The sequence below is a fragment of the Bacillus sp. V3B genome (assembly GCF_024494465.1).
Taxonomy (GTDB): Bacteria; Bacillota; Bacilli; order Bacillales; family Cytobacillaceae; genus Bacillus_BD.
Genome location: NZ_JAETXM010000016.1, coordinates 12,547 through 28,349, shown reverse-complemented (window position 1 = coordinate 28,349; position 15,803 = coordinate 12,547). Strand labels below are relative to the sequence as shown.

The 15,803-nt window shown below is 34.9% G+C and carries 12 protein-coding genes; 8 read left to right on the top strand and 4 right to left on the bottom strand.

The window, feature by feature from the left end; all coding sequences use genetic code 11:
* The first annotated feature begins 62 nt into the window (after positions 1 to 62).
* The 7 genes from JMM81_RS16090 (at position 63) to JMM81_RS16060 (ending at position 7,045) form a co-directional block, all read left to right on the top strand.
* On the top strand, positions 63 to 1,373 hold the full coding sequence (locus tag JMM81_RS16090; RefSeq protein WP_256242578.1) for a virulence-associated E family protein: 1,311 nt from the start codon (positions 63 to 65) through the stop codon (positions 1,371 to 1,373).
* A gap of 157 nt (positions 1,374 to 1,530) precedes the next feature.
* Entirely contained in the window at positions 1,531 to 1,761 is a 231-nt protein-coding gene (locus JMM81_RS16085) for a hypothetical protein (protein WP_256242577.1), read from the top strand.
* Positions 1,758 to 2,165 carry a hypothetical protein gene (locus JMM81_RS16080; RefSeq protein WP_256242576.1) on the top strand — a complete coding sequence of 136 codons (408 nt, stop codon included), beginning with the start codon at positions 1,758 to 1,760 and terminating at the stop codon, positions 2,163 to 2,165. The genes JMM81_RS16085 and JMM81_RS16080 overlap by 4 nt, the downstream gene beginning before the upstream one ends.
* Positions 2,166 to 2,176: 11 nt before the next feature.
* A complete protein-coding gene (locus JMM81_RS16075) occupies positions 2,177 to 4,540 on the top strand; it encodes a pLS20_p028 family conjugation system transmembrane protein (protein WP_256242575.1) in 2,364 nt (787 codons plus the stop codon).
* Positions 4,530 to 4,943, top strand: coding sequence for a hypothetical protein (locus JMM81_RS16070; RefSeq protein WP_256242574.1), 414 nt, complete (start codon positions 4,530 to 4,532; stop codon positions 4,941 to 4,943). The genes JMM81_RS16075 and JMM81_RS16070 overlap by 11 nt, the downstream gene beginning before the upstream one ends.
* 278 nt (positions 4,944 to 5,221) lie before the next feature.
* Entirely contained in the window at positions 5,222 to 5,470 is a 249-nt protein-coding gene (locus JMM81_RS16065; protein ID WP_256242573.1) for a ribbon-helix-helix protein, CopG family, read from the top strand.
* 279 nt (positions 5,471 to 5,749) lie between these two features.
* Positions 5,750 to 7,045: an IS110 family RNA-guided transposase gene (locus tag JMM81_RS16060; RefSeq protein WP_256242572.1), complete on the top strand. Its 1,296-nt coding sequence runs from the start codon at positions 5,750 to 5,752 to the stop codon at positions 7,043 to 7,045.
* 510 nt (positions 7,046 to 7,555) lie between these two features.
* On the opposite strand, the gene JMM81_RS16055 is transcribed toward JMM81_RS16060, so the two are convergent.
* Both JMM81_RS16055 and JMM81_RS16050 read right to left on the bottom strand, forming a co-directional pair.
* Positions 7,556 to 8,557, bottom strand: coding sequence for a DUF3231 family protein (locus JMM81_RS16055; protein WP_256242571.1), 1,002 nt, complete (start codon positions 8,555 to 8,557; stop codon positions 7,556 to 7,558).
* A 46-nt stretch (positions 8,558 to 8,603) separates the two neighbouring features.
* On the bottom strand, positions 8,604 to 9,062 hold the full coding sequence (locus JMM81_RS16050) for a hypothetical protein (protein WP_256242570.1): 459 nt from the start codon (positions 9,060 to 9,062) through the stop codon (positions 8,604 to 8,606).
* Between the two features lie 187 nt (positions 9,063 to 9,249).
* Here JMM81_RS16050 and JMM81_RS16045 point away from each other — a divergent pair, with 187 nt between their 5' ends.
* Positions 9,250 to 9,669 carry a hypothetical protein gene (locus JMM81_RS16045; protein ID WP_256242569.1) on the top strand — a complete coding sequence of 140 codons (420 nt, stop codon included), beginning with the start codon at positions 9,250 to 9,252 and terminating at the stop codon, positions 9,667 to 9,669.
* A gap of 344 nt (positions 9,670 to 10,013) precedes the next feature.
* Here the strand turns inward: JMM81_RS16045 and JMM81_RS16040 are convergent, their stop codons facing one another.
* Both JMM81_RS16040 and JMM81_RS16035 read right to left on the bottom strand, forming a co-directional pair.
* Complete coding sequence (locus JMM81_RS16040; RefSeq protein ID WP_256242568.1) at positions 10,014 to 10,190, bottom strand: hypothetical protein; 177 nt, start codon at positions 10,188 to 10,190, stop codon at positions 10,014 to 10,016.
* Positions 10,191 to 10,263: 73 nt separating this feature from the next.
* On the bottom strand, positions 10,264 to 15,012 hold the full coding sequence (locus JMM81_RS16035) for a DEAD/DEAH box helicase (protein ID WP_256242567.1): 4,749 nt from the start codon (positions 15,010 to 15,012) through the stop codon (positions 10,264 to 10,266).
* Positions 15,013 to 15,803: the final 791 nt, after the last annotated feature.

Below are 15,803 nucleotides of genomic sequence, written 5' to 3'. Positions count from 1 at the left end.
TCCTCTAATGCTGTAACATTAGAGGACAGTCCCTTTACTAATCTTTAAGAAAGGAATTAGTAATGGATCAAAATATCGTAACTAAAGTTTACAGCATGCTTGATAAGAATGCAAAAGACAAAGTATATAATAGTCACAAAAATATTTTAACCATTTTTCAAGAGGATAATAACTTAAAAGAAATTATACGAACAAATGAGTTCTCTAAAACACGAGAAATTAATAAAAGGCCATTTTGGAGAAGAAAAGACGATACAAACATTTTATGGACAGATGAAGATGATTCACAATTATTTATCTATTTTGGTAGATATTACGAAATTACAGTATCAAAGCGGATTAAAGAAGTTGTAGATCAGCAATTTTATGAGAATGTATATAATCCTGTAAAAGATTATTTAAACGGATTACAGTGGGATGGAAAAGAGCGAGTAGAGAGGTTATTTATTGATTATCTTGGAGCTAATAATTCGGAATATGTGCAAGAGGTTACCAAACTGTCTTTAGTAGCAGGTGTTAAGCGGATTATGGAGCCAGGGTGTAAACATGATACTGTTCTAGTTCTTGTAGGAGGACAGGGAGCTGGTAAATCAACAATGTTATCAAAGTTAGGTATGGAATGGTTTAATGAAAGTTTGAGTTCGTTTAAAGGTGATGAAGCATATATAAAAATTTCCAGCAGCTGGATAATTGAACTTGCAGAACTTACTGCCTTAAAAACGGCTGATTCAGAAAGTATTAAGTCGTTTATATCTGCTAAAGAAGATGTTTATAGACCGAAGTATGGACGTAATCCAATTCGTTCTCCACGTAAATGTGTTTTCTTTGGCACCACAAATAATTTTGAGTTTTTGAAAGATCAAACGGGTAATCGACGATGGTTACCAATTGAGGTTAATCATACAAAGCGTAGTAAGAGCCCTTTTGAAGAATTTACACAACATGAGGTAGATCAAGTTTGGGCTGAAGCTGTATATCTTTACAAAAATGGTGCTAAGACATTTCTAGATAAGCCAGAGCTTTTGGAAGCGGCTCGGCAGTTACAAGAATACCATAAAGAAGATAATGGATTACAAGGTGTTATAGAGACTTTTTTAAATACTCCTATTTTAGAGAATTGGTACGAGTTATCAATTCCTAATCGTCAGCTTTATTACAAATATCAATCGTATAAAAATCCGTCAGCTCCATTAGTAGCACGTACTAAAGTTTGTGCATTAGAGATTTGGCGTGAGTGTTTGATTAAAAATACAGAAATGTCTAAATCTGCTGCTGCCGAAATCAATCAAATATTAAGAAGTCTAGATTATTTAAGAGAAGCAAGAACTACCTTTGGTCAATATGGTCAACAACGTGGGTTTATTTTTAAATAAAGTGTTATAAAGATTGTCACAATGTCACTTAGGTTATTGAAGCTTGGTTTATAAGGGATTGTGATATGACAAAGAGAATGACAATCTGACATTCCTTTTTTCTAGTAACGGATTTAAGTACAGTTACTAGAAAAAAACTCAATTGGAGGTATATGAAATGAGCGACGAATTACGTGAAATGGTTGTAGAACTAAGAGTTGAATTAATTGAATTGATTTCGGAATGTGAAAATGACAAGCAAGTGTTAATCAATCAAACATTACGCTTATCAGATAGTGAAGTATTAGCACTATACATTTGTCACACATTCGATTCAGACTGGCGAGGTGCATTGATCGGTGATATTGCTTGTATGTGTAAAACGAATGATAAGGAGATGGTTTTATGAGGAAAAGGTTAGCGATAATAATTTTTGGAGCTTCTGTGATTTTGAATGGATGCGGATCTAATGGTGGTGTAATGACTTTATCACAAGATGAATTAACAAGTTTTGTTGAAGGTGATGACAGTGGCTTTTTGTATGTTCATACAAACGAGCCAGAAGAACTAAAAGTGGTTACTCGTCTTGTAGAAGAAAACGGGATTGAAGCGTTAGTTTATGATATTTACAAGCCCAATGGGCAAAGCGATATTCCCTCTAACGAGCAACCAGACTATAAATACTTGGGGCAAATTGGTAAAAACGCTATCTCTTTTATGAAAAATGGCGTGGTTAAAGCAGAATTGAAAATTGATATAACAAACCCTGACTTCAAAGAACAGTTTAATAAATTTGTTGAACAAGTTAAATAAGAGGTGAGCATATGAGTAAAGAGGAAATTGCTGAAAAGTTACATCAGTTTTCTGAATTTTTGAACCTTTCAAATCTCTTTTCGGATATGTTCCGTTGGCTTGGTTGGGTAATAGCGGTTGGTTTATCAATGCTAGTTGATGGCTTGGAAGCCATTATTAATGAAGTTTTACTGGTCAAAACACTCTTTGAAAATCCCGAATATGTAAATTTCGTAAATAGCTTCAGACCACTGTTTTCCGTGCTTTTAGCGGTTAGTTTACTCATTATTGGCTACCAGTTAATATTCCATAAAAAAACGAATAGAGAAGCGATTGTGTTCAATTTAGTAGTAGCTTTATTTATTGTCACAACACTTACTACTGCAACCAATAAAGTAAACGATTTTACAGATGAAGCGATTGAAACGATTCAAGTTGATTCTCTTTATGGTGGAGAAGAAAACGGGACAATCGGCCAAGCTATTTTAAAAAATAATTTAACTGACGTTGTATTGCTAGATAAAAAAGGGTGGTCCACAACTGAACTGGAAACAGAGAACACAATACAGCTTAAATATATCCCTAGCATTGATATTCAAGAAAAACTAGAGTCAGATTCCGATAATTATCAATTAAGCAGCGATGGGAAGGAGATCGCTAGTAATAAGATTGCTTGGAACACTGACACGAGTGAAGCCAGTTTGATAGAGCTAGATCAGGGTGGTCTTGTTGGTTGGGATAACGAATATTATTACCGTTACCACATAGATTGGTTTACATTGCTCACAACACTTGTTGTTATCGGCTTTACGTTATTCTCAATCTCCTTCAAGTTAGCTCGTCTATCGTTTGAACTGGCATTTAATAACTTATTAGCGACCATCATTGCACCAGTTGATATGCATGACGGCCAAAAAACAAAAAAGATTTTACAAGATATTATCAGCATTTTTACGGTCATTATTATGATTTTCCTTTCCATGAAGATTTACATGGTAGGTGTGGAATTCTTGGAAGAAAACTTAAGCGGTTTAGCGTATTTAATAGCATTAATTGGCTTTAGTGTCGCTTTAATTGATGGCCCGAATATTGTTGAAAGACTATTCGGTATCGATGCGGGCGTGAAGTCCGGTTGGAATGTTCTTGCAGGGGCTTACGCTACTTATACAGGGACAAAAGGTTTAGCTGGTGGTGTTGCGAATTTAGCTAAAGGTACGACTAACTTAGCAAGTAAATTTGGCGGTAATAATGGCAACGGCAACTTAGGGACAAATAATAAAGCAAGTTATGACCGATCACCATTATCAAAAGTGCAGCCCCCCTCACCTTTTTCTAGTAACGATTCTAAAGATCTATTGGAGAACAAAGGGAATGAGAAACAAGCTGATACTGGTTTAGTAGCTAACTCAACAAGCAAGGGCATTGAGCAAAAGCAAGGTGGAGGCATGGAGAAGGACTCACAACAATCTAAAATGATAAGCGGTCAAGACAGCCTTTCAGAAGGGGTTCCGAACACTTCGCAACTTCCGAACACGCTTCAAATGGATACTGGCGGACATTCGGAACATGCAAATGCTAATTCAAAAGGGGTTGCGAATAAGCAATTAAAAGCTAGTCGTAATGGAATGTTTGCTACAAGTGTTGAAGGTAACGATAACATCACAACTACAAATCAGGGTAACTTGTTACCGGTACAACAAACTGGTATAGAAACACCTTCTCTAGAAGAAAGCGGAGGTAATCTGCAATCAACTGAAAGCATTTCATCGCAAGCAAACGCTGGAAAACGTCTGCAAGTAAATCGTCAAACTACACTTGCGGCAAATGTTGAAGGTATCGAACACCTTTCTTCTACAAGTCAAGGCAGTGTACCAGTAGCAACAAATATTGATACAACACAAACCCAAATGGAGGGGGAAGTATCAAACGTAAGTGAACAATTAGCAGTTCAATCTAGCGTTGATAAAAATGTAATACTTGAGCAGCAAACAAGCGTTAATTCTTCTCTAGCAACAAATGAAAATGTAATTAGCGGAAGTCAAAAAAATACGTCTAGTGGTGCAAATGCAAGTGATCTTGTTTCTCCCTATTCTACGACTGAAGAAGGCAGTAAGTTAACTGCAACGAGTGAAACTTTGCAACAACAAGTAACAGAAACAGGTACTCACGATAAAACAATTCGGCTAGAAAAAACAACAGTCATGAATGAAAATGTTTCTACAATTGAGCAAAGTTCTGATCTACAATCAAACATGAATGAAGAAAGTCATTCGTTGGTTACCCAACAAAATGAAGGGTATAAGCTCAATCGTACAAGTAAAACTGAACGCTTACAACGAATAAAACAGCATGGGAAAACAAGCGTGAAAGAGGTGGAATATATCAATGAACGTTAAGAAAAAAGAAATTCGTGTAAGGTTACGTGATGAAAACCATGAATACCTAGAGGGATATAAAGAGGAACGTGGTCTTTCTACACTAGGTGCTTCAATAGATCACATCATTGATCAGTATAAAATTTTAAGTAAACGTATGTTTGACTTAACTGTTATATCAAATTTGGTAGCTCACGAAGTAAAAGGTGGCATGCAAAATGAATTAAAAAAGATGTTGCTAGCAATTAATCATACTGATTATAATACACAAGTTTTAATTGAGTTGCTTCAAGGCTTTATCGTTGCCGATAACAAAGAAACACTCACGACAACAGACCTTTTTAAACCTCCATTTTTAGATGAAGCTGAACAAGCAGTAAAGCAAAGAATTGAAGCACAAAAGGTAAAAAAACATACAAAATAGGCATTTGAAAAATTAAGCAATAAGAAAAAATGCATCCGCAAAGTTGTGGAATTGATTATAAAAGTCGTACACAATTTTGCGGAATTACTTTAAAGGTTGGTACGTAAAATTGAGGAATTGCTTTAATATAGTGCAAGCACGAAAACACTAGGCTCTGCCTAGTCTTGTCACGAAAGTGCAAGCACGTTTTCCTTATGCTCTTCTATCTAATTTCCTGGTACTTAAAAATTATGTGCTTTAAAAACAAAAAATAATTGCTAGAAAAAAGAGGTGTGTTTATGGATATTAACGTGAGAAATGTTGAGCCTGTTGCAGTGAAAAAATTGGATGAACTTGCAAAAGCAAAGGGTATGAGTAGAAGTCAATATATGCGTGAAATGATTGAGAGTTTTACATTTCTCTCCATGCGAGACGGCATTGTGGATCGATTAGAATACCAACTTGATCTAAATACACTTGCATTACAACGTTATTCAGATTCAATTGAGGAATTGGTTTCAGTGCTAAAAGAAATGATTGCTGAATAAAAATAGAAACGACTGTCGTACATGTTACTTTAAAATAATTTTAAACCGTTTATAAAAAATAAAAACCGAAATACCTCATCTCAATAAAGGAGGAATTTCGGTTTTTCTTGTGGAATGAGAACCTGTTAAGTGAATAATTGAGTTATTCAAGAAAAGGGCCAGCATTCCTGTAATGAATGAAAATGAGATTTGAGTATCAAAAAGACCTCTTGGTATGATTAGAATGTCCCAAAGCTGGCCAGCGAAAAGGACAAATCTATCATGACCAGGAGGCCTATCATGAATTATAACCAAAATAAGAAAATCGCTCAAATTACTCCTAAAACACTTATTATCGGAGTAGATATTGCAAAATACAAACACGTAGCCAGAGCTCAAGATTTTAGAGGATTAGAGTTTGGCTCACCTTGTTACTTTGAAAATACAAAAGAAGGATTTTGTCATTTTCTTAATTGGATCTCACGACTTATGAAAGATCAAACGATGAATCAAGTAATTGTCGGTATGGAGCCAACAGGTCATTATTGGCTTAATTTAGCTTATATTCTTAGGGAACATACCATTAAATTTGTGTTAGTTAATCCATTACACGTAAAGAAAAGTAAGGAATTAGATGATAATTCACCAACTAAAAACGATATAAAAGATGCTAGAGTTATTGCGCAATTGGTCAAGGACGGGAGATATGCTGAACCAACTATTCCACAAGGAATTTATGCAGAACTCCGTGTGGCTAAGAAAATTCGTGATCTCTTAACTGTTGACCAACAAATTGTACAAGGTCAAATGCATAACTGGATTGACCGATATTTCCCTGAATTTTTAACGGTTTTTAAGAATTGGGAAGGTAAAGCAGCTTTACAATTTTTGAAGTTAAATGTATTACCACATGAACTTGTAGATTTCTCTGATCAGGATCTATTAAATCACTTAAGAAAAGCTGTTAAACGCAGTGTAGGACTTAGTAAGATTCAGGACTTAAAACAAGCAGCTCGTAAATCTATTGGTATTCGTCAAGGGGCAGATATGGCGAAATTAGAAGTACAAACATTGATAGCTAAATATGAGTTACTCCAGTCTAAATTCGAAGAATTGGATGCCAAAATAGATGCATTAATTAATCAAATACCTGGCGTTCAACAGATGCTTGCCATCAAGGGAATCGGAAGAGATACTGTCGCAGGCTTTTTTGCAGAAGTCGGAGATCTAAATGAGTACTCCCATCCTAGGCAAATCATTAAGCTCGCTGGATTAAGTCTTAAGGAAAATACATCTGGTAAGCACAAGGGACAAACAAGGATTACGAAGCGAGGTAGAAAGAAACTTCGTGCTCTGTTGTTCAGAGTTTGTATGATACTCGTTGCGAAGAATTCAGCCTTTAAAGCACTCCATAGCTATTATACACAACGACCTGACAACCCATTGAAAAAGATGCAATCTCTGATTGCTTTGTGTAATAAGCTCATACGTATACTCTTTGCCATAGGTAAAAAACAATTTGAATTTAGTGAAGAAAAGATGTTAAAGGATATTCCTCATATGGCAGTATCAGAGAATGTAAAAATAGCCGGTTGATAATGTTTTAGATTAGATTAAGTAGTAAGTAGTTAAGTACTAAAGGTTTAGGTACATTTGAAGCACGGATTAGTCAGTAAAGCAACAATACTTCGGGCAAGGACCCTGTGGGCCAGCGTAACTGACATCCACCTCATGGAAAGGTTGGACGAAGGAATTTGAGAGCAAAGACTCTGTGAGGCATGGGAGGGTTGACCTCCATGAGATATGTGGACATCCACCAGTGCTATCATATTTTTACTAATCACCCAATTTCTGTAAGGAGTTGGTTAGTAAGCTATGAGTCTTTTTTCTTCAAATGTCCAATTTTATCCTCATAATCTATCTTTATCCATATAGAAGATAATCTTTGAAACAAAACTACTATGAAAATCTAAGAAAACAGGAGAAATCGTTAGATTTCACATTCTTTATTGAGGGAGATTGTTTAGTAACCTTTTCTAAGTAAAATAATACAAGCTCTCCTGAATAGTAAGGAGAGCTTGTATTATTTCAGTAAGCTCATCTTGATTATTTAGTTAAACTGTTCCTATCTTCCATTTGAGGTGGCTCTTCGAGCCAACCATTTTTTGCCATGATTTTTCCACCGTCCCGTCCATAAGTTAATACGTCTTTTGCTGTATTAACCATTATTAATGGGAGGTCACTTCGCAAACTAAATGCTGTTCCTAAGGCATTGCTTCCTAAACCAAAGCCAGAAAGTAGACTGGTACAGTACATCATTAGTTTATCTGAAAAAGGAGCTACCTTTGAGTCTGTTGCATTTGCCCCCCATGTTGAAGGCGGCTGAATATCACTTTGAAGAAATAATTGTGTATAGTCAGTTACAACTTTTTTCGCTAATTCTTTTCCTTTTATGAAATATTTTTTTACTTCAGGTTCATTTGCTACTTGTGAGAAACCAGTTATCATTTGCATTCCAAGAATATTTGATTCAATTGCATTGTATAAATGTGCTACCTCCACTGTATTCAATGCTCGCTTTTCAGAAAACAAGTTAAAACCACTCATATAACTGGTTCCATCTGCAAACTCCACAGTCTTTGGCATAGATACTGCAGGAGGACGTGGTAAAACATCTTTCTCTTGCAAATAGTCTACACATTCATCATAAACACTTTGAGTAAATGCAGTTAATTCCTTATAAAGAAGAACGATATCTTTGCGATATGCCATACTTATATGGAGTGTATGTAATCCCATGCTTATTGCTTTGAGAAGACGAAGAAACATAATATCAAACATGTTGTCATACAGCTTAGGTACGCCAATATTAACATCTTTCTCTGTGAATCCGACAGGAATGACAGCACCTTCATTTTTGAGGATGGTTTTTATCTCTTCAAGATAATTCATAATTTTCATATGAGCATCTTGCATAATCTCTTTAGCTCGATCATCATCTGCTTGTTCTATAAAATATTCAAGCATTCTCTGTATCATTGTTTTTTGTTGATAGGTCATCCACAATGTTCCTAATTCACTTGAACTTAAAGCTTGTTTTTGAGTCATAATGTAAGCCTCCATTTATTGTATTTACTACAAACAATAATCACTATCATCGAACCTTAATACGCATTACGATACACTTTACAAAATTCCCTACCATTAAGCCTGGAATTAAAAACAAGATTGGAAACCACACAGGTCCCAGTAATATTTGTCCTAATTTTAGTGAAGAAGAATACATAAGCCCAATTGTTACAAAATAAGCTCCAAATACAAAAGGGAGATATGAGTAAGGTGGAGTTTCTCCTTCGGCATCTTTATAAGCATCCCACATAGCAAACATATATAGACAGGGATAGAACATTAGCCATTGGTAATTTGTTGCTTCGATTGCTTCTCTAATTTCCCCTTGAAAGCTATACAAAATCACAATGTTAAAATGACTATTAACATTAACCAGCAACTCCAAGAAAATAAAAATGATTCCTTTAATGATTTTCCCGTTTAGTAACTGGGCAAATCCAGGGAGAGCTATACTCCATAGAATAGCTTCTAACTTATCAGTCATATCATATTATCCTTATAATCTGTAATAGTTTTAGTATTTCTCACAGGAGAAATACTATGTAGTAGAAGAAGTTATTTTTCATTTCTTATGAAATTAACGGGGCAGATTTGTTATATAACAATCAGTATGCAATAGGAAAATTAAGTAAATGATAAAAATAAATACATAAAAAAGGAAAATATTTGTTATGAGGAATATTTCAGCGTTATTTTCATTACTGATGCCAGGGTTTGGGCAAATATATAATCGACAATTTTTAAAAGGTGTTATTTTCGTAGTGTTCGAACATTTTGATAATATGGTTGGAAAAATAAACAAAGCTATTCAACTTGATTTTAATGGTGCCCATCAACAAGCATTAGAGGTAGTTATTTATGATGGTATGTTATTTTATCCAGGCTTCTTTGTGTATGTAGTATGGGATGCTTGGTATTATGCAAAGGAAGGTGCAAACAAAACTACAACTGCTATTCCTTTTATTATTGCTGGTTTTTTAGGAGTATTGGGTGCAATTTTTGCTTCAAAGTTACCATTTCCTACTTTAACAGTGGGAATGCTTATGATAATTCCAATGATTTTCGGTATGGTTATTTTTAGAAAACAATAATATATTTAATAATTATTTGTTCAACGGGTGCTTATCTTGAATAAGATTTAAGTAATAATCTTCAACAATCGGGCGCTTTAATGAAGCAACGAAAAAAGCCTAATTTCTTAATTTTTTAATGTTGAGAAATTGGGCTTTTTATATTTACTTATAGTGCAAAATAGCGTTTAAAAAGTGTGCAATTTATCTCTTAAAGTCACAACCTAGTTTAATTGAGTTTTTTTATTACCAAAAAACGTGTCCAAAAAGATTACCAAATACTTTTATAAAAATACTGGAATAGCATGGGAAATAGGATTTGGCAAATAGTGGAACTCTATGACCTATTTTCAAACGTATCTCGGTCATACCCCGTCTTCGAAATTAATGATTTTTGATATTTTATCAAGAACTTCGGGTAGATCGTCTCTTCCAACTAATCTATTGACTAAAAATATAACTCCACCAAATGCTAAGGTACCTAAAAATACATCTCCCACACTGCCGAATTGAATTTCTTTTTCGCCATTTTTAATAATCATACTTGTTCCTCCTTTGTCCCCTAAATAATTGGAAAAACTGACTTGCCAAAACTTTGACAGGTCAGTTTTTATATTATTTATTTTCGTCACTTTTTTCTGCCACCATTGGTAAATCATCATCATTACCTAACGGATAAAATTCATCAAGATGAGTTTGACTATCATCAACCACCTCAAACTTAGGCAACTGCCCGACCAATTCAATCGTCTTCATACTTACCGTAATCACAGACAACAATAAATTCAAAATGTACTTGGGGTCATCACTAAATTCGTTAGGATCATCAGTAATACCTGACTTCTTATCGGTCTTAACTTGATATTGGTCAATAATCCATTCAATCGCAGGACGACCATTGACAACATACTCGTATGCTATCTCTGGAATGTTTTTAATCGTGATATTTCCATTGAATATAATCATGTTCAGACAATCTTTTTTCGGATGCTTCATTTTCTTTACTTGGTAGGTTGGTTTAGTGCCTGTGATTTGGATTTCAACACCGTCCCAACTTGGCTGGTTTTCATAGTTCAAATGTAAATCAGAAAGTTTAAGACCAATTTCAACGTATTTTTCTTTATTTTTGAGTAAAGGTATACGTGGCAAGGATTTTTGTAAGTCATTAGAGTACTTTTGACGGTATTCTGGGGAATGAAGTACTCCATATATATAATGATATGAATCTAATTCATTCATTCCAAACAGTGAATTTATATTCATTTGATTACCTAATAATCCAGTTGTTTCACCGAATAAGTTAAAACCACGTCCGCTTGACAAGAATCCATATTCAGGAACTTTATCAATAATTAGTGTAGAAAATCCATTTTTACTTCCAGATGGAACATACAAAGCATTAATTTCATCGAATTTTCTAAACGCTCCTGGATTTTCATTAAGCGCCTCATCAAAATATAAGTATTTTTTAGTGAAAGGTCGATATTGACTGATAATCATTTTTTTTGAATTAAACACCAATTTTTGACCTCGTTTATACTTATTTAGTAATCCACGAGACCATTTTATTTTTGCAGAATCCATCGATACATCATCAACTAATACCCTTTTTTCTAATTCACTGTTGTAATTTGAAATCAATTTTTGAGAATTATATTTGACACTTTCTTTTGAAAAACCATAGACCCAGGAGTCACGGCCAGTTTGTGTGCCTAATGCTTTGGTATTAAAAATCACATCGATAGCTGGATAACTCAAATAATTCTCATCACGTTGGTTAATCCAGTCATTATTTTTATCCGGTGTGATTGTTTTCCAAGCTACACCTGTTATAGACTGACTACTACGCAAAATGGCGAGTTTTTCATCACGACTGAGATAATTACCAATGTCGTGGTAATGCACTTCGTGATCTTCACTACCGTCTTTAACAAGAATTGAAATGGCAATTGGTGTCCGACTTCCAGAACCAAAAATTTTACCGCCCTCTCGACGTGAGGTTTCACCTTGTGTTCGTTGGTCACCACGTAAATTAAAAATATAGAGATGGTTGAATTCTTCGTAAAGTGACTTGCGAAGGCCGTCAGTTGTCCTGCTATCAATAAATGATCCATTTGAAACAAAACCTATTACGCCTTTAGTAGCAAGTCTATCGCTTGACCAACGTATCGCTTGAATATATGAGTCTCTAAGAGAATTAAGCGCTTTTGAATTAGAGAATTTTGCATAAGTTTCAGAAATGCGATTTTCTAGAGCCTCATATCTTAAATTTTGATTACCTTCATTAGCATCATTTTGTCCCATTGAATACGGAGGATTTCCAATAATAGCTGTAATTGGAACCTCCTTTTGACGTTTCAATCGTTCATCATTAGTGCCAAAGAAGCTATCATCAAGTGTATCTTCTTTTTCAGTTGATTCAAAGGTATCGGTCAAAACAATACCTTCAAATGGTACATAACCTTGTTCATCCCCATTAATTTCATCGAATGTTGCTTCAATGTTGATGGCAGCAATGTAATAACTCAAAAGTACAATTTCATTGGCATGCAGCTCTTGCGTGTATTTACGCGTGATATCGGCAAGTGTAATCTCGTCATTATCCATTTGTGATTTGAGATAAGATAGTGTGCGAACAATAAAAGTACCTGTTCCTGTAAACGGATCAAGAATATGCACACCTTCACTGGCTAACGACTTACCAAAATGTTTGTTCAGCACATCATCCACGGACTTCACAATGAAATCGACAACTTCAATCGGCGTAAAGACAATTCCTAATCGATCAGTAGTTGATTTGAAACCTGTTGAGAAGAATTTATCGTATAGCGTGATAATGATTTTTTGTTTACCCTCTGCATTATCAACACCACTCGCACGTAATTTAACAGACTCATAAAATGGTGCAAGTTTTTCTTGTTCTTTCTCAAAGCCAGCTTTTTGCAACTCAGTAACAATGGTTTCCATCGCTTGCGATACGGGGTTATTATTGACAAAGCTATATTCATCAAATAGAGCTTCAAACACTGGTTTTGTAATTAAATGTTGGGCAAGCATTTCAACAGCAGAATCTTGTGTGATACTTTCGTTGATATTATGTTGCAGGCCATGAACAAACTTAGTAAATTCAGTTTTGATAGGATTGTCTTTATCATTAAGCCGTTCATTTATCCATCTGATATAACGTTGAGCAATTTCATTAACGTCTTTTGACCAATCTTCAAGATAGCGTCTATCTCCAACTTTTTGGACGATTTTACCAAAAATGGTATCTCGAATCTCGTCCCAAAGTTGTAACTCTGTTTGAACTGGTTGCTCTACATCAACACCTTGTCCATCTTTACCCTCTACATACGGTTTTCTTGGACGTCCTTTACCTGGATTGATGATATTGATATTGTCTGGCTTCTTTTTATTAAGCTGTAACTGATTAACAATAGCGTTAAAACGCTCATCAGTAGCACGCAAAGCATTTAATACCTGCCAAACAGCTGCATAAGTCTTATTGTCATCAAGAACATTTTCAGGCGTTACACCAGCAGGAATAACGATTGGTAAGATGATGTAGCCGTACTCCTTACCTTCAAATTTACGCATGATGCGCCCAACAGCTTGAACAATATCGACTTGTGATTTTTTTGGTGCAAAGAAGATAACTCCATCGAGGTTTGGAACATCAATTCCTTCAGTCAGAAATTTTACATTGGACAAGACACGAGCTTCATTATTATCAATTTCACCAGCAAGCCAATCAAGTGCTTTTTTCTTTTGTAAAGCATTCAAAGTACCATCAACGTGGCGAACATCAATTTGGAAACTTTCTTCAGCACTATCACCTAGATATTCATTCACTACGGAATTAAACTTTTCAGCAATTTTCTTTGAGTTCGCGATGGTATCAATAAATGAAATGGCACGTTTCATCGGTTGACCACTAACTTTACCAGTGGCGCCTTCACGTTTAATCATTCCATTCCAAACTCCAACAATACGTCCTACATCATCTATATTTAATCCGTTCTCCGAATCAGCAAGGGTTTGTTGCAAATTTTTGGTCATAGCTTCTTCTTCAACAGTCAAGACCATTACTTTGTAATCAGTCAGATAGCCACGTTCAACCGCTTCACCAAAACCTAGACGGAAAATTTCTGTACCAAAAATAGATTCATCATCCATGGATGAAATAACAACAGACTTTTCAACGCCTTTGGATTTGGCATCATCTGAATAAATTTTTGGTGTTGCTGTTTGGTAGAGTCTAAGTTTACCCTTAACGATCTCGTTGCTATGAACTTTTGTAAAAGTACTATCTTCTTGACCTTGTTCCTTAAAACCTGTTGTTCTATGTGCTTCATCTGACACAATAAAGTCAAATTCAGGATAGCCAAGTTCTTGCGCTTGATGAATGACATCTATTGATTGATACGTACTGAAGATGACGTTCAACGTCACTTTATCACCTTCATATTTCAAAGATTGATAATTTTTGACAACTTCAACCGCATTCGTAGTAGCTGGGAAGCCAATATCGGTTGCTAAGATATCAGCATCATCGTCATCCGCTTTTTTCTTAGTTGCTTTTCTATCAGATGTAACAGCAAATGAATTAAGATTGAAATCGTCAGAACTATCAGCATTCCAACCAAACAGCGTTTGTGTTAAGAGTTGAATACTCGGTACAAGATACAAGACGTTATAAACTTTTTGATCACTATCTTTGGCAAACTGCTCTACCATTTTCAGTGAGGTAAAGGTCTTGCCTGTTCCTGGTGCCATAACAAGCATTCCACGGTCATGAGACTTAAAATATTCTTTCGCAAGTTCAATTGCTTTGTCTTGATAGTCACGTGTTTTCTTGTAAGATTTTACAATGATTTCTTTTGGCTTTTCAAAATCGACAGAAGACCAATCAACTTTTGAGTGTCGTAAGTCAGATAACCCAATTTTTTGGACTTGCTTGGTTTGCGAATTAACTGTATCAAGTGCATTTTGATTCCACTCATCAGTAGTAGAAACAATCATGCCCGCACTATAATAGCTTTTACCAAGTTCTGCAATAAATGAATTGATTTCAGCCTTGCCGACTTTTCCTTTATAAAATTTGGCTTGGATTGCAGTTAGTTCACCCGTATTACGGTTTTTGGCAACCAAGTCCACGCCAGTATCTTTCTTAGGTATACCATATTCTTTTGGTACATCTTTTAGTTGCCAAACATCAGAATATAGATTCTTGTAGATTGGTTCATTTTGCAAATAAATCTGTACTAACTGTTCAAAATAAGTACCACGATCACGTTGGATAGTACCTGCAGATTCATTGATAATTTTAATGAGATGATCGAATGAATGTGTAGAAGTATTCATAAATTATTGCTCCTTATAGTTTAAGAACTCTATCACTAGAGGCTTCTTCTTTGATAGCAAAATATTTGTTTTTTATTATTATATCGTTTTATCGAGATTATTACATTTGATTTTGTATTGTTCAACCTAATCATTGAATAGCATTATTGATAATTTTCCTTTCAATTTTTCCCTAAGAGTTATTGAACTAAATGGGGCGTTTCTGAAACAACGGAAACGCACTTTTCTTCTTTAAGTAACCAGCTATAAGAAGCTCAATCTTATTCCATTATAGGGCGCGATTGTTCAATAAAACTCAGATTTTCAAACGACTTTATTGTTATATTTTTTAGGATAGTGAAGTATCTTAAATCAAAAATTAAACAACTATATTTTTAACCCCGTCCTAAATTAGAACGGGGTTATACTTGTTTGAGCTTTTAAAATTAAATAACTTTATTGTCATTTCACAGGAACATATTTGGTTAGGAAAAGGAAATTTGATGAAAGGGCGTGGGGAATGTTAATCACGTTTGGAACGACCATCATACTTTCAATCATACTTTAATTTTTTAAATCGTGGTGTTAGAGCCTTTCTAGCACCTTATTCACTTTCTGAACGAAGCAGTTAGTTGCGGTTTTGAAGTAAAGCTTGATAGTTATAAAAGTCTGATTGCTTATAAAAAGTTTGAACAAAAATCCTGTGTTGATATGCGGAATTTTTATGTTTGGAAAGGTGGGTATGATAGGCTGGTTGCATGATGAAACAACGGATTCAACCTTATAAGACAATCTACTAACAGAGGCTCTAA